This window comes from Cohnella sp. SGD-V74, assembly GCF_003001675.1.
Lineage (GTDB): Bacteria > Bacillota > Bacilli > Paenibacillales > Paenibacillaceae > Cohnella.
In genome coordinates this window covers 128,533-143,993 of the sequence record NZ_PVYW01000004.1, presented here as the reverse complement: position 1 = coordinate 143,993, position 15,461 = coordinate 128,533, and the positions used below count along the sequence as shown (strand labels likewise).

The window sequence follows — 15,461 nt, the reverse complement described above, 5'->3', positions numbered from 1 at the left end:
CTTCCTTTTACTTCCGAGCAACGCGCGATTGCAGCTCCGCTTCGACTTGGGCGAACGCAATCCGGTCCAGACCGTCGACGAGGATGTCCGCTTCCGAGAAGTCCATCTGCGCCGTCACCGGGTTCGGGACGGCCAGACCCCACAGGCCGGCGGCTTTCGCAGCGCGAAGTCCGTTCATCGAATCCTCTATGGCGATCGCTTCGTCCGGCTTGACTCCCAGAGCCTCCGCGGCAAGAATATATAGCTCCGGGTCCGGCTTGACCCGTTTTACGTCGTCGGAGGAGCGAATGACCTCGAAATAGTCTCTTATCCCCTGCCTGCGGAGATGCCCCTCTATCCAAGCAAGATCCGAGCTGGAGGCAAGACCGATTTTCCAGCCCAAGCCGCGCGCCTCTTCCAGCCTGTCTATCACGCCCGGACGGAGGGACGCGCTCTGCAGCCGCTCGACGTGCCTCTCCCGGAATAGCTTGTGCAGTTCATCCTTGTCCAACGTTTTACCCGTTCTGCTCTGCAGGTCCGCATAAGGATCGAACACCCCGTGCGTTCCGATGCATACCGCCCAAGTCTCCAGCGCAAGCTCCTGCCCATGGTCCGCGTAGATGCTGCAGATGGACTCGTAAGCGCTAGTCTCGGTATCCATCAACGTCCCGTCAAAATCGAATACGACCGCTCTTAATGCCACTTTGCTCCACACTCCCGTTTCTCTATTTTGCGTTAACGCTTCTATTGTACCGGAAGTTGGAGCATTGTGCCCCCTTGAAGTTCGCCTGAACGTCGAATCGGACTAAGCCCCTCGCTGCCAAGCGCTTCAGTTGGGAGGTAATTGAGAGCTCAATACGCTGCCTGGGGTAGGCGGCTGGTTGGTCGACAGCTTGCTCATCTTGTAGGTTCCGTCCAACGGGTTGCCGTAGACAATGCTTGATCCATCCACCACCGTATCCAAATACGAAATGACATGCTCTCCGTTCACGATCGAGCCGTATTCGGCGCTTGCGCCTTCGTTATACACGGCCATGGATACAACGGAGTCATTCGAATCGCGTACGAGCTGCACCCATGTCGCGTTGCCGTTCAGCGCCTTGTTCTGCCGCGAGGTGGCATTCAGAATATAGACGTCCGATGCGGTGAGCGACGTACCGTAGGCCGTATTGAAATCCGCCAAAGTTTTGGTGCTGCCGGGCAGGCGCAGCCACAGCACTTTCGCCGATTGGGCCGGGATGACGAAGCTTCCCGTCACGTCCAGCTTGTCGTAAACGTCGGTGTAATCGTAGCGAACCGCATAGCCTCCGAGATCGATCGCGCTCTTCGTGTTGTTGTAGACTTCGATGAAGTCAAATTCGTCGACATCCGGACCGGCGCCTCCGGGAGAATTGCCTGCCAGTTCCGTAATGAGCAGTTCCGGAACGATAACGGAGCTGGAGATCGTCCGGGATACGCCGCCGATCGCCGCGGTGGCTTGGACTAATATTTTGGCTCCCGCCGATGCCGGAACCTGCGCTGTAACCGCCGTCGCCGATCCCGAAGCGGCAATCGACGATACAGTCGTTTCGTCGATCTTGTTCGCCGGATCGAAGCTGTCTTTGAAAAATTCCACAAGCACGTTCGAAAGCGCGGAAGCTCCGTTATTATGAACGGTCGTTTCGACTTGAACCGGCGCGGCTCCCGGCGTCTGGCGCGTTCCCATGCTCAGCTCCATTGGCATCGGATCGACGATCCAGATCGGGGCCGTCACGGCCCAATCCCCGTCGCTCTGCTCCACTCGCGCAAAATAATAGCCGTATTGGGGCGGAAGCGAGGCGGTCAATCGCGCTTTGCGGCTGCTGAACGACTGGGACGCGACGACTCTTCCGTTATTGGAATACACCGTGATTTTCGAAATATTGTCCGCAGTCGGATTCACCGCGGTAACGTCGATGTTGAGCGTTCCCGGGGAAGTGAGCTTGGAGCCCATTTGCGCGCCGTTGATTTTGAAGCTAACCCGCAAGTCGGCGTCGCCATAGCTGGAATACACCCTTCGGTTCCGCATCGCGTCCAATATGCTGTCGCGCGTATTATATTCCGCCAATACGACCGTACGACTCTGCGTGCCCAGCCAGTTCGCCGCGTGGTCGTCTCCGCCGAAGGCGGGGGCGAAGTGCCAGCCCTTATCCAATCCCCTCTTGAAATACTCGAATTGATTGTCGGACCGTACCTCGATCAACGGAATCAAGTCATACGTGGAAGGGTCTCCGTTCGGATTGACGAAGTCGTTGAAGTCGCCGAAATGATTTTCCGGATGGTTGAACTGCGCCACCGCTTCGGGGGTCGCCCTCAGCTCGTCGAATAAGCCCGCGAAGCTCTTGTTGTAGCGTTCATAGAACCATTCGGTATTAAACACGTTCAAATGACCGTAATAACCGGTATTATGGTTATACGCGACCTCGAAACCCGAGAAAGCGGAGAAGGCGGACGGAGCATTATGAAGATCGGCTTGCAGCCGGATATCGTGCCATTCTGCGCTCTGTGTATAGTCGGTCCGGTTATCCAACTCTTCCGCGTGCTCCGAGAGAAAGAAGAAATCTCCTCCTCGGCTCCTGGACACCTGGTACGCTTGCGCAGGCGTGCCCGTCCCTTCCGTATCATATTCTGTATGACCGTGAACGTCTCCGTAAAACCAGTTGTACGTTTCTCCCGGCGTTGCGTACTGACCGGAGGCGATCTTACGCATGTTCCTCGTGTTATCGACAGGATAGCTGTAGACGATACTCTTGTCCTCGGCCGTATCGATTGTTGCAGTCGTATCGTTCGACGTCCCGTCGTTGTAGGTGACGCGGCTGACTTCCGTTCCCCCGTCCGTGTAGAGCGCCAGAGACTTTTTCCCCGTATTCGCCAGTCCTTCGGCTCCCGTCGCGAACGGATAAATGACCGAGTCGTCGACATATACGTCGTAATGGTTTTTGAAGTCGGCGATCGTCTTCCCCGCGCTTTCCGTGCGCTGCAGCCATACGACGACCCGGCTCTTCGCCGGCACGATGCGGCTTGCGGACAGATTCCAGGTGACATAGGTCGAGGGGCTGGCCGTATTGTAATACCACTGGAATTTGTAGCCTGCCAGATCGATCGAGGAAGAGGAGTGATTGTACAGCTCGATATACTCGTAGGCATCGTTCGAGCTGCCGCCTCCCGCGGATGAATTCGGCATAAGTTCCGTAATCCAGACGGCCGGATAGGACGGCAGAGTTCCCGGCGTCGCCTTCTGGTTGGAAGCGATCTTGCGCATCGTGATATTGCCGGGAAATTCGTACTCCGGATACTCGTAGACGATACCGCCGTTGGCAATCGCAGTATCTTCCCAGTTGCCTGTATTGTTGAAGACGGCATCGTTGTACTTCGCGATGCACACTTCCTCTCCCGAATCCAATTCGAGCACGACCTTCTGGATGCCCGTATTCTGCAGCCTCTCCGTTCCATGCACGGTGAGAATATAACTGTTCGCCGTCGTCAGACTCACGCCGTAATGCGCGTTAAAGTTGGCAAGCGTCAGCCCCGAAGCGTAGGTGTTATACACCCATACAACCATTACGCCTCCCGCCGGAATCGTCTTGCTGGCCGTGAAATCCCAGGTTAGACTGGTCGTAGGCGTCGTCCAAACCTTCAATCGATAATTGGCCAGATCAACGCTGCTCGAGCCGGTATTGTGAAGCTCAATGTACTCATAGGAGTCCGTAGTGTCGGTAGGCGACTTGTCCGGCTGCGGAACCATTTCCGTAATGATCACTTGAGGAACAGCGGAAGCGCTGACGGTTTCCATTCCCCCAGTTGGCAAAGACGACAGTAAGAGAAGACATCCAAGTACCAGAGCCAAGCACTTTTTCATGTCATATCCTCCATTCGCAGATCGTTAGTTCAACTGCCAGCCATTCCTTGCGCACAATGCTTCGAAAGCCTGAACGATTCCCGCCCCGCAATCGGCCTCTCCGACAACCCCTCCCATCTCCCGCACTCGCCGCTTCACTTCCGGATGGGCGTTCCCCGGGCAGATCGCATGCGCCGCCACAGCAGGGTCCATCATGGACAAGTCGGGAAGCTCGTCTCCGGCTACGACGATTTGATCGGGAGTCAGATCGTGAAGCCTCATCGCTTCCCTGATCGGCTTGTCCTTCGTCAGAAACGCCGGATGGGCATGAAATCTCTTCTCATGAGGCAAAAGGCTGATGACAAGCTCCGGCAGCTGCGGCTGGCGCTCGCGCAAGTAGGCGAACATGGCGTCGAGCTGATTCTCTACCGGCGTAAGCGCAAACCAAAATCCGTTAAACAGGGTAAAAACGGAATCGAAACGCCCGCACATCTCCTTGACGAACGGATGCAGTACGGATTGGCATACCTCTGCAAGACGCTCCCTAAGCTGTGCGGTATAGGGCTGAATCTCCGTTAATTCACCTCCCTTCAGCGCGCTCAGTTCCATGCCTACGCTGCCCGATATATAGAGAGGACGGCTCACTGCGGAGCTTGCGGCAATCAGATCGATCTGCGGTTTGGCCTCCCAAGCCGTGTTCGTCATCCATTGGCAGCCGCGCTGGTCCAGAAGATCCAGCAGCCGGCAGACCGCGTCCGGAATGCGGGAGTAAGGACGGAGCCCGCCGCCAAGCACGGTTCCGTCCAAGTCCGTTACGAATAATCGAGGGAAGGACGCTGTACGGTTCATTCTTTCACGCTCCCGACGGTAATGCCTTTAATGAAATAACGCTGAAGAAACGGATAGACGACCATAATCGGCAGCGCGCCGAGGAAAATCTGCGCCGAACGAAGCGTCTTCTCGCTCAGACGGTTCAACGCTCCCAGATCCTCCGTGGAGATCGCCTCGATGTTGATTTTGGTAACCAGCGTGTAGAGATAGCTCTGCAGCGGATAATGGCTCGGGGAATTCATATACAAAATCCCGTCGAACCAGGAATTCCAGTGGCCGACCAGCGTGAACAGCAGAATCGTGGCAATTGCCGGCAGCGATATCGGCAAGTAGATCCTCGCCAGAATCTTGAGCTGGCCCGCTCCGTCCACGATCGCGGCTTCCTCCAAATCCTTGGGCACCGACCGGAAAAAGTTCAGCAGCATGACCATGTGCCATACGCTCAACGCGCCGGGTAAAATCAAAGCCCAGATCGAGTCCATAATGCCGGTCTCCTTCACGACGATATAAGTCGGGATAAGACCTCCGCCGAGAAACATCGTCACGGCAAAAAACCACACGTACAGCGTCCGCAGACGAAACCTCTCTACTTCCTTGGACAGCGGATACGCCGCCATGACGACAAGCGCCATATTGATCGCTGTCCCCAGTACGACCCTTTGCAGGCTGACGACCAACGAATCCAGAAATTCCGGCTTCTGGCCGAGGAACCGATAAGCTTCGAAGGTAAAGCCGACAGGCCATAGCTTAACTTGGTTGGACAAGGCGGCGATATTGGAGCTTAGCGATACGGACAGCAGATGGATAAAAGGCAGCAGTCCCAGCACGAACAAGCTGGCAAGCACGATCGAATTGATAACGATGAACAATTGGCGGCTGAACGCCATTCTCCGAAACGGCATGCGTTTTCCCCCAATGCAGGTTAGAATATACGGTATTTGCTGAACCGGTAGGCCAGATAGTAGGACAGGCTGACCAGAAACAAGGAAATGACGGATTTGAACAATCCAATCGCCGCAGCGGGAGAATACTGCTGGTCGAACAAGCCGAGACGGTATACGAAGGTATCTATGACGTCGGCGCTGCTGTATACGGTCGGATTGTAGAGCACAAGCACCTGCTCGAAGCCCGCGTTAAGAATTCCTCCGATGCTGAGCGTGCTGATCAGAATAATCATAGGCGCCATCCCGGGAAGCGTCACATGGATCGCCTGCTTCCATCTGCCCGCCCCGTCTACCTGCGCCGCTTCATAGAGATTCTGATTAATGCCCGCGATCGATGCGAGGAAAATAATCATGTTGTAGCCCATCCCCTTCCACACGTCGGAACCGACAAGGATGGCGCGAAACCACCCGGCATCGCCCATGAACAGCACCGGATCGACACCCAGCCAGGCAAACAGCGCATTGATCGGCCCCTTGAAAGAGAAGAGCTCGAACAGAACTCCCCCCAGAATCGTCCACGATAAGAAAAAAGGCAGAAACACGCTCGTCTGCACGGAGCGCACGAACCAGCTTTTCGTCGCTTCGTTGAGCAGCAGCGCCAGAAGGAGCGGCACGGCCAAGCCGAATACGATCTTCAGTACGGCAATCTCCAGGGTGTTCCAGAATACTTGACTGAAATCCGGCAAATTGAAAATGTATTCGAAGTTTTTCATCCCGACCCACTTGGAATGAAAGAAGCCGGCGATAGGCTGAAACTTCTGGAACGCCATCGCAAGTCCGGCAAGCGGCCCGTAATGATAGATAGCTATGAACACGACTCCCGGCAAAAGCAGCAGGTGAAACGGCAGCTCTTCCTTGAGACGGAGCATTCTTTTAGACGTACGATTCATGCCTGGCATCCCTCCTTGCAGACTTTCAATGATCATAATGGCTATAAGAAAAGGGAGAGCCGCGCATCCATCCGCTCTCCCTAATCTGAATCTGTTACCCGGTCTGTGCTAATTCATCGGATTTTTGGCATACCAGTCGTTCACTTCAGCGGTAATGTCGTTGCCGCCAAGCTTCTTCCAGTCCTCTACGTACTTGTCGAACTCGTCGACGGACGCGGAGCCCATAATAATCTTCGTAAAAGTTTCGTCCGTCAGCTTGAGCAGCGAAGCCCCCTTCTCCACCTGGGTAGGCGTAGGCGGTCCCGCGAAGCCGCTGCGCACGATCTGACCCGAGTCGCGAACCTGGCGCGTAATGCCCCAGCCGCCGTCCTCGGAAGCCCGACTGAAGGTCAGCCCCCAGCTGGCTTGATCGCCGTTCGCATACTTCTTGGCGGTTTCGTACAGCAGCGCTCCCGAGCCGTTCTCGAACTCGTAGCCGTCGTTGTTCGTCTTCAGCGCTTCGTTCACTTGAATGTAGTTCGTCTCCATCTCCGTCGGATTGCTGACCCTAGGCTCATACCATTCGTACACGTAACCGTTGGCCGGAGTGGCGACATCGTTGTACTCCTTCTTCGTCATTTCCGGATAGAAATTGGCCATCTTGATCGCCGCCTCGGGATGGGCGAAGTTTTTGTTCACGACAACGATTTTGCCAAGCCGGGCGCGAGGAACGAGCGATTTGCCCGGATTCCCGTTATAGGAAGGCAGCGGCACGTTAATCCATTCGGCCTTGGGATCGTTATCCTTGACCAGATTAAGCGGCCAGTTCGGGTACCACCATTCGCCGAACGACATGCCGACCTTGCCCGCAATCATGTCCTCGACGACCTTGTTCTCGTCCTTGAACGCCCATTCCTTATCGAGCAAGCCCCTCTTATACCAGTCGGCCAGCTTGGAGAGCGCATCCTTCGTCTCGGGCAGCGTCTCTCCGGCCACCAGCTTGCCGTCCGCTCCCGGAATAAAGTTATAGGGATAGGCGCCAAGCGTATTGAAGAATCCCCTTGCGTCGAATCCCCAGAAGTTAAGCGATTTCATAAGCGCCAAGCCGTAAGTGTCCTGCTGGCCGTCTTGGTCCGGATCGTTGTGCGCAAAAGCGTCCGCCACCCTCTCCAAATCCTCGAACGTTTGGGGAACTTCAAGACCGACGTTTTTCAGCCAATCGGCGCGAATCCATACGGTTTGCAAAGATTGGTTGGCGTCGGAGTAGCTCGGCAGACCGAGCAGCTTGCCGTCCTCGGACTTCATCATGTTCAGCGTGGCGCCGCCGTCGAACTCCATCCATTTCTTGATCGTCGGCGATGCATAATCCCGATAAGCTTCGGTGAGATCGCCCAGAATGCCTTGCTCCTTGAACTGCTCGAACGTCACCTGATCGACCCACATCACGTCCGGCAGATCGCCCGAAGCGATGGACAATTTGAACTTCTGGTTAAACTGCTCGTAAGGTACGGTCCAGGCATACTTCACTTCGATATTGGTCATTTCTTTGAGCTTCTTCAAATAGCCGTTCTGGTCCGGCGTCAGTCCGGAAGGGACGTCCTTGGACTCCGGCGTTCTTGCGCCCAGCACCATCGACACGGTGACCGGCTCCGGATACTTGCCGAGCGGGTCCTTCGGTTGTTCCTCCGCAGAGGGGGAAGCCGACTCCGAAGCCGGCGCGGAAGCGGAGGTTGCCGGGCCGGAGGCGGACGGAGAAGACGAACCGTTGGAATTGCTGCATGCCGCCAGCATCAGTGCGGCGACCATCAGCACGGAGAACAGGCCGGAGCCCGATTTTATTTTCATACCGTTGACCACTCCCTTATATGAAATTCAAGCGTCTGCGTAAGTCTCGAGCCTTACTTCTTCATGATAGAAGGTCGCGCGGGGAGCGGACAATCACAAACGGTTGACATCCTTGAACTCCGTTTACTTCCTGTTCTGAAGCTCCTCCCGGTACTCTTGGGGACTTCTGCCGAACATTTTGCGAAAAAACGTCGTGAAATACGAAGCGGATTCAAAGCCGAGCTTCATCGCGATATCCTGAATTTTCATCTGGTGATTCTCCAGCAAAGCGCATGCCGCATCCGCCTTCGAGCCGTTGATATAATCAAACAGATTGCGCCCGGTTATCCTCTTGTAGTACCTCGACAGATAGGACGGATTAAAGTAGACCGCCTCCGCGATCTGAGCCAAAGACAGATGCCGCCCAATATTATCGTCCACAAACCGGTGAACCCGCTCTATGATCTTCTGCTCACGGTCGTATTCGCGGGACTGCTGCAGGGCGCATAGCTCTGAAGTCAATCGCAGCCAGTCCTCCTCGGCTTTGCCCCAGTCCTTGGGAACGGACAATAACGTGAGCAATTGAAGCCGCAGCGGCACCCGCCTCGCATCCTCCCCTTCCACGTCGCCCAGTTTGGCGAAATAGAGCAATGCAAATTCGTAATACAGCTCCGTTCCCGTCCAGGGGTTGGCGAGCATCTGCTCCTTTAAGCGGGTTAACAATTCGCGGCATAAAGCTGCGGCGCGCGCTTCATCGGCTTCCGCAAGCGCTTGCTCCAACTGTTTAACTCGCTGCTTGAAAGGTTGGAGGTCGAGGGAAATCAGCTTGCCCCCTAGCCATTCCGCACCTTCCCAATGGGCGCCGATGACGACGAGCGAAGGCTCGCGCGCGAGCGAAGGACCGATGAAGGATTGGGCTTGGCGAAATAAATCGGGGATGCCCTCCTCATGGACGGCAGGCCCCGTAATCGCGAACGAGATGTGCAGGTCCAGCGTATCGCGGCAGCCGTTCTGGACCGCTTCGAGCACGCCCCTCAAGTGCGCGGCTACTCCCGGCCAATCGACCGCGCCGTCCGCCGAACCGAATCGTTCATCCCCTGGATAGCAACGTACCAGCCAGACTAGCGTGGAGGAGTCGTATACCGCGGATTCGGCGAGAAGCCACCGGGGGAACAGATCGTCAAATAACCCCCGAACGACCGTTAAAGCTTTCAGCTTGGCGGCGTAGCCCATCTCGGAAGAGGAATCGATTACGCGTCCGACCAGCAGCAAGATCGAGCGGTCCGCTCCTTCCCGCTCTTGGCCCGTTGGGAACCAGTCGTGAATCGAATGAGGGAGCCGTTCTCCGGCAAGAAAAGCGCGGATTGTCTCGGCTTTCAGCAGCTCATTCATCTCCCGATTGCGCACCTCCGCCTGCTCCGCCAGCATTCGCTCGTTCAGCTCGGAATCCAGCTTGCCGACCGCCGACCTCACGGCTGCGATTACGACGGAGTCCTCCTCCGTTTTCAGGATGAAGCTCTCTACGTTTTTCTGAAAAGCCGTGTAAATATAATCAAACTCGCTGTACCCGGTCAGGAAAATAATCCGGCAATCGGGCCAGTAAAATACGATATCGTCGATCATTTGAAGTCCGGTCTTGCCGGGCATGCGGATATCGCTTAGCACGATGTCGATTTTGGTTCTCTTCGCAAGCTCGATGGCTTCCCCCGGGGAATAGGCTTGGCATACGTCCAGCTTCGGCTCGTCCAGTTGTTCGAACAATTGCACGAGGCCTTCGAGTATGACGGGCTCGTCGTCTACGATCAGCAGTCTATACATCGGCCGTCCTCCTTGAGTCGTTCGGTAAAATGACAATCTCCGCTTTCAAGCCTCCCAGCTCGCTTCTCGATATGGTTAGCCCGCTGCCTTCTCCATAATGAAGCACGATCCGTCGGGCTACGTTAATGAGCCCAGTCGTTTCCGAGGCACTCCACACGTCGGCCAACCTCGTCTTGAGCTTGCTTAGGGAATCGTCCGTTAACGAGCGTCCGTCATCCTCTACGGAAATGACCAATCGATCCATCGCGCAGCTCGCCAGAATTCGAATATAGCCCCTGCCCGGTTCCGAGTCGAATGCATGCTCGAAGGCGTTCTCGATAATCGGCTGTATGATCAGGCGAGGCGCTTGAATCGAGCCGCAGGCTTCCGGGAGCGCGGCGGCGTCGATGCGGATGCGATTGGAGAACCGGATACGCTGAATGTCGCAATAGTCCATCGCATGCCGATATTCCGCGCTTAATGGAACCTCGGCCGCACCGCTGCGCGTAATAAATTGATAATAGCTGGACAGCTTCTGGGACAAGGTGCCGACGCCTTCGATATCCCCCGTCTTGCTAAGCCGGTAGATGCTATAAAATCCGTTGTAGAGGAAATGAGGATTGATCTGCGATTGAAGCTGCTTAAGCTCGGACTGACGCAGGGCCAGCTTCTGTTCGTAATTTTGCCGGATGGAATCGTTTAATCTCTCGACCATTTGATCGTAGCTGCGAAAAAGATATAGAAATTCGTTGTCCTTGGCGGATCTGTCGGAGAACATTCGGTTATCGCCTTTTAACGACTCGAAGGATCGGATCAGCTTGCGAAGCGGACGATGAATGATGGCATGGATCGAAAAGGAAAACAGGAAAATGACGACGACGGAAATGACCGTCAGCGCCGTTAACCATTTCAGGAACAGCTTAAGCGGTCCCGTCGCTTTGTTCTGATCCGTATACGTAAATAAAACCCATCCGATCGAACGGATTCGTTCCGAGGTGATCTGATAGCGCTTTCCTTCAAAAGCGCGAACGTCGCTGAACGCCCCCGTCTGCCGCTTCGCGTCATCCCAATCGCCGGGCTGCATTAAATTTCGAAAAAGCCCGTTATCCTCTTGAGTAGAAATTCCCGGACTCTCCCGATCGATGGAAAGCACTGCCCCCGCATCGTTATCGGGTTTTACGAGACTGGCCAGCGATTCGCCGAACTTGGCCGCCGACAGCTCTACGAACGAGACAATCTTGCCGCTGTTGGACGTCTCTATGAAAAATAACCTTCCTTGGATATCGATCATGGAAGTATGATTCGATATCGAAGAATAGTCGGAGACGAGCTTCCATACGCTATCGGACGGCTCGGTCATGCCTTCCCGAATGGAGATCCCCCTGCCCAGCGAGCGGACGTATATGCCGGCATTGACGACAAAATCGTCGGAGCTTTGAATCGCCGCCAACTGCTCCGATATTTTTCTGAAGTATTGAAGCAATTCATAGGTGTTCAGCGTTCCCGCGAGAAAGCTTAAATTTTGGACGTCGGAATTGTTCATGACCTGAAGCTGCTGGCTGCGGATAAAGGAGATCTGCCGATTAAGTTGGTCGGCATAGAAGGTTGCATTGGAGACGATGGAGTCGGAATACTGCTTGCGGATAAAATTCATGCCCGTCGTATTCAGCCACAGGCTGAGGGCGTAGCTCGGAACGACCAGTACGCAAAACACGATCATGATCTTCTGGTACACGAATAATCTGGGCCAAATCGAGGGTGTCTTCTTCAAGCGATCGCTCCTTCGGATGCAGACTGTCCTTCGACAATTTTCGTTTTTGTTCTATTATAAGGCCCGTTTTCTTAAGATTAATAGCCTGAACAAATCGCGTGCAATCTCAATCGAATGACTTTCTTTCGATTTGTTGACTTGTTGATTGGGTCATCGGGCGTATGTCGCTAAGCGCTGTACATCCTGCATTTTGCGGGCGTGTTCAGCGGAGTTGATTGTGGATTTTAACTGGGGGACTGTGTGGCCCTTGCTTGCGATAGATTCCCGTCAGCTCCCTTGTAATTGCGCATAATTTTCCGTAACATAATGAGTAAAGTAAGTATGACTATTTTAAAAATGAGCATAAAATAATAAGATTAGGAAGGAGAAATAAGGATGGTGAAGACGATGACCAAACCAACACTTACCGTTGATCAGTTAATTACCTCGTCGGAAGCAGCCAAAAAGTTTGGCGACCTGCGAAAAAAAGCCAAGAAACTCCCTCAATTTATTACGGATAACGGTACTGTCGATTCCGTCTTAATTAGCTATGAACTCTTCGAGCAAATGTACGATCGGCTCACTCAGCTAGAGAATGAAGAAGAGAACCGTCTCTTGTTACAGCGCATCGAACGGAACGAGCAGAATCCATCAGCCGCAAAATCATGGAAAGACATCAGGAGAAATCCGGAGTCATGATGTCCGAAGATCGTTTTGATGTTCGATTCGATCCCGATGCCGAAGAGGAGTAAAACCGGCTGGATGGTTCTGTTCTCAGCATAGTAAACAAATCGATCGACGAACTAATCCTGCGAGCAGATGAAGTCGGCAAGTCGCTGAGGAATAATAGCTGATACTAAACTCGCAGGCTGCAGAGAGATAAAGCTAAGTGACGCAGGTATTCGCATCGTATACCGCGTGACGGATCAAGTCGTTCATGTGCTTCGTATCGTCCTTGTACTGACCATTGAGCGACGTAATCGTGATGCGGCATTTAAAATCGCTCATTCCCGGATGAGGACATTAAGGAAACTAACCAAAGAAGAATCTCGTAAGCTCCACGAGAAACAAAAAAGGTGGAAGGATATGATACGTGTAAAGGGAGACCCAATTAAGGAAAATAAACACGATCTGTCCAAGAAATAGAACGACTTGTTCTATCTTACCGCAAGCCACAGCCAAGGGTTCACTGCGAGGTGTTTGGTTTGCCGGAACCAAGCTGGAGTGATGCAGCAATGACCCGATCCAAGCCCCTCCACTGACCTGCGTAAAATTAGAAGGCCGGAGGAAGGCTGCAACCTATGTGCAAGAGGCGCTCCGGATATCGGAAGCGCCTCTTGTTGCCTGACTATGAGAGATGGAAAGTGTAATCTATTTGAATCTACTTGGTTCTACTCGGCCAGCGCCCCTTCACCGGTTGTCGGGTTTTTCGGCTTGCGGTGGAAGAGGCGGTCGGTGCCTTTGTGGATGAGCGGGAGCACGTAGCGGTCAAGTCCGAAGCGCCCTGCGTTCGTTCCGGCGACGACAACCAGCATGCCCAGGAGCAAGAGCCAAGGGTTCGTGCTTACAGTTCCGGCGAAGAGGAACATGAAGTTCATCAGGAGCCCGAAGAATGCGGCCGTTAAGGTCAACGTTCCAAGGATGAGTCCAAGTCCGACCAGGAATTCGCCCCAAGGAATCATAATGTTGATGAGCTTGACGTTCGGGAGGGCGAAGTGCTCAAGGAACGCTACGTAGGTCGGGTAGACCGCTTCGCCTGTCGCCTTGTCGACGATCGGGTTGTTGATCGCGTTGTTCAGGAAGCCTGCTGCGTTAAACGGCGTCTCGCCGGTCAGTTTGTGCCATCCGGCCGTCAACCAAGCATATCCGACTACGAATCTTACAATTGTTATAATGACCGCCGCTATGCGGTTTTCTCTCCAAAATTTCATCATCGTACTCACTCCCTATTGGGTTTGGTTTTGGCGGAGATTTGCTCGACTTCCGATTATCCGTTGGTCTGTATCGTCATATTCACCGATGTATGAGATCGTTTCGCTGACATCGGGATCACCATCCTCGTTGGCTGTCTGTCTTTCATGTCTTTATTGTAAGGCCATTGTCAGAAAATGATTGTGATTAAAATCACAAAGCGTGACGTATTCATCAACATGACACATTCGTGAGCGTGTGCCCCGGCCAAAAAAAGGTTCAGGAAGTTCAGGTAAAGTTAGAGCCCCCTTAGAGAGCCGCGACAAAGTGAAAGAAGCTCGAAATAATCGAGCTTCTTCGCCACACTAGCCGAGTGCATTCCCGGATGACTCGAGCTTCAAAGCTTGCCCTCGTTTTTCAGCGCGACCATGCTGTTATCCTGAATATGCAGCGCGAGCTCATTCAGGTCCTGGTCGGGAGCAAACACCGTATTCTCCGCCTCCAGCGTGCAGCAATCCATCGGTTCGCCCTGGACATCCTCCGGCGTGTACAAGTGATCGGCCCCGGAGTTCACCGCGATAAACGCCAATTTGTTGGCCACGGGAGCTTGGCTCATCAAGTTCCGATTCATCCCCTCGCTCCCGTGTCCGTAGATCAGCCGATCGATCCGCTCCGAGTAATATTTTCCCCCAACCTGCTCGGACGGAGCGGACGACGATTTCTTCATCATCATTTGCTTCCGCAGGTCGGTTTTGCGATTGTCCCCGGGAGCGTCTAACCGAGACGTCATGCGCGCCATATTTTTCTTCTTGTTATACTTGCTGTCTGCCAGCAAGGCCATCCCAAGATCCTCCGTCGTCGACACGAAGGGACTGTTCTTCATAATCCCCTCCTTGCCGGGAACGTCGTGCCCATACTTCATATGCTGCTTCGCGCTTTGCTGGACGGTTTCGTCGGAAAGATTCGACCGCTCCCCGGCCAAGTGCGCCCACGAATTCAAACCGGGATGCGTCACGCCGGAGTTTTCGTCCTGGACGAAAAATCTCGCCAGCACCTTGACGTTCTGTTCGGCATATTTGGCCTGGGCGAGCTTGTGCAGGTGCACCAGCTTGTTCATCTCGGCCCGCGCTTCATCGGGAGGCAGGTCGTACATCTCTTCGTTCGATTGAGCCAGCATCTGGATGTAATCCGGCATCTTCTCGTAGTCGGAAGCTTCCTCAAGCACCTCCGCAAATTGATCCTGCAGCGTCTCCATCGGAACCGACGGTTTGAGAGAACGGTTCACCTTCTCCGTGTCCTCCCGCGTCTTCTCCTCTTCTCCGAAATCAAGCAGCAAATCTTCCATGTCATTCGACGACCCGGACTTCGTCGAGAGCTCATCGGTAGAATCGCCCTTCAACAACCTCTCCACTTCCTGGTTGCCTATGGACTGCTGAAGCTCCAAGAGTGAATCTCCAACGGTACTCGGTTGAGGAATCAGGCCGAACTTCCTGTCCTGGTGACTGCCGGTTTTGTTGCCGGAGGAGGATTGCGACTTGCTTTTTTTATTAAACACAAGAGACATGCGGCACCGCCTTCGCCAATATTCCCGCTTATACTCCAATATTTTACCAATAATTGAAGAATTCTACGAGTGGCGCAGCGTTATTTCTCCAGAAAATGGACGGTCGGTGCGAGATCGCCACCACGAAGAATCAGCC

The 15,461-nt window shown here is 54.1% G+C and carries 11 protein-coding genes; 1 reads left to right on the top strand and 10 read right to left on the bottom strand.

Translation table 11 applies throughout. From position 1 onward, the window contains the following. Window positions 1-7: 7 nt before the first annotated feature. The 8 genes from B0G52_RS07895 to B0G52_RS07860 all read right to left on the bottom strand — a co-directional run bounded on the left by B0G52_RS07895 (window position 8) and on the right by B0G52_RS07860 (window position 11,871). A complete protein-coding gene (locus tag B0G52_RS07895; protein ID WP_233162477.1) occupies window positions 8-682 on the bottom strand; it encodes an HAD family hydrolase in 675 nt (224 codons plus the stop codon). Window positions 683-808: 126 nt separating this feature from the next. Continuing rightward, a complete protein-coding gene (locus tag B0G52_RS07890; protein ID WP_158223624.1) occupies window positions 809-3,790 on the bottom strand; it encodes a lamin tail domain-containing protein in 2,982 nt (993 codons plus the stop codon). 90 nt (window positions 3,791-3,880) lie between these two features. Beyond that, window positions 3,881-4,684 (bottom strand): HAD family hydrolase, encoded by an 804-nt coding sequence (locus B0G52_RS07885; protein WP_094042987.1) that lies wholly within the window; start codon window positions 4,682-4,684, stop codon window positions 3,881-3,883. Next, the gene (locus B0G52_RS07880) at window positions 4,681-5,568 is read right to left on the bottom strand and encodes a carbohydrate ABC transporter permease (RefSeq protein ID WP_233162475.1); all 888 of its coding nucleotides are present in this window, start codon (window positions 5,566-5,568) and stop codon (window positions 4,681-4,683) included. Before B0G52_RS07880 ends, B0G52_RS07885 begins: the two co-directional genes overlap by 4 nt. Window positions 5,569-5,588: 20 nt before the next feature. Beyond that, complete coding sequence (locus B0G52_RS07875; RefSeq protein ID WP_094043308.1) at window positions 5,589-6,479, bottom strand: ABC transporter permease; 891 nt, start codon at window positions 6,477-6,479, stop codon at window positions 5,589-5,591. A 129-nt stretch (window positions 6,480-6,608) separates the two neighbouring features. Further along, a complete protein-coding gene (locus tag B0G52_RS07870; protein ID WP_233162473.1) occupies window positions 6,609-8,324 on the bottom strand; it encodes an extracellular solute-binding protein in 1,716 nt (571 codons plus the stop codon). A gap of 123 nt (window positions 8,325-8,447) precedes the next feature. Continuing rightward, on the bottom strand, window positions 8,448-10,121 hold the full coding sequence (locus B0G52_RS07865; RefSeq protein WP_094042986.1) for a response regulator transcription factor: 1,674 nt from the start codon (window positions 10,119-10,121) through the stop codon (window positions 8,448-8,450). Then, on the bottom strand, window positions 10,114-11,871 hold the full coding sequence (locus tag B0G52_RS07860; protein ID WP_094042985.1) for a sensor histidine kinase: 1,758 nt from the start codon (window positions 11,869-11,871) through the stop codon (window positions 10,114-10,116). Before B0G52_RS07860 ends, B0G52_RS07865 begins: the two co-directional genes overlap by 8 nt. 375 nt (window positions 11,872-12,246) lie before the next feature. Here B0G52_RS07860 and B0G52_RS07855 point away from each other — a divergent pair, with 375 nt between their 5' ends. Further along, entirely contained in the window at window positions 12,247-12,549 is a 303-nt protein-coding gene (locus B0G52_RS07855) for a type II toxin-antitoxin system Phd/YefM family antitoxin (RefSeq protein ID WP_094042984.1), read from the top strand. 692 nt (window positions 12,550-13,241) lie between these two features. On the opposite strand, the gene B0G52_RS07850 is transcribed toward B0G52_RS07855, so the two are convergent. Continuing rightward, window positions 13,242-13,784: a DoxX family membrane protein gene (locus B0G52_RS07850; protein WP_094042983.1), complete on the bottom strand. Its 543-nt coding sequence runs from the start codon at window positions 13,782-13,784 to the stop codon at window positions 13,242-13,244. A gap of 374 nt (window positions 13,785-14,158) precedes the next feature. Beyond that, on the bottom strand, window positions 14,159-15,205 hold the full coding sequence (locus B0G52_RS07845) for a hypothetical protein (protein ID WP_094042982.1): 1,047 nt from the start codon (window positions 15,203-15,205) through the stop codon (window positions 14,159-14,161). Between the last annotated feature and the right edge of the window lie 256 nt (window positions 15,206-15,461).

Coding starts and splice junctions, on each gene's coding strand:
- B0G52_RS07890 (WP_158223624.1), bottom strand. CDS start 3,790: ATGGAAACCGTCAGCGCTTCCGCTGTTCCTCAAGTGATCATTACGGAA.
- B0G52_RS07885 (WP_094042987.1), bottom strand. CDS start 4,684: ATGAACCGTACAGCGTCCTTCCCTCGATTATTCGTAACGGACTTGGAC.
- B0G52_RS07880 (WP_233162475.1), bottom strand. CDS start 5,568: ATGCCGTTTCGGAGAATGGCGTTCAGCCGCCAATTGTTCATCGTTATC.
- B0G52_RS07875 (WP_094043308.1), bottom strand. CDS start 6,479: ATGCTCCGTCTCAAGGAAGAGCTGCCGTTTCACCTGCTGCTTTTGCCG.
- B0G52_RS07870 (WP_233162473.1), bottom strand. CDS start 8,324: ATGAAAATAAAATCGGGCTCCGGCCTGTTCTCCGTGCTGATGGTCGCC.
- B0G52_RS07865 (WP_094042986.1), bottom strand. CDS start 10,121: ATGTATAGACTGCTGATCGTAGACGACGAGCCCGTCATACTCGAAGGC.
- B0G52_RS07855 (WP_094042984.1), top strand. CDS start 12,247: ATGGTGAAGACGATGACCAAACCAACACTTACCGTTGATCAGTTAATT.
- B0G52_RS07850 (WP_094042983.1), bottom strand. CDS start 13,784: ATGATGAAATTTTGGAGAGAAAACCGCATAGCGGCGGTCATTATAACA.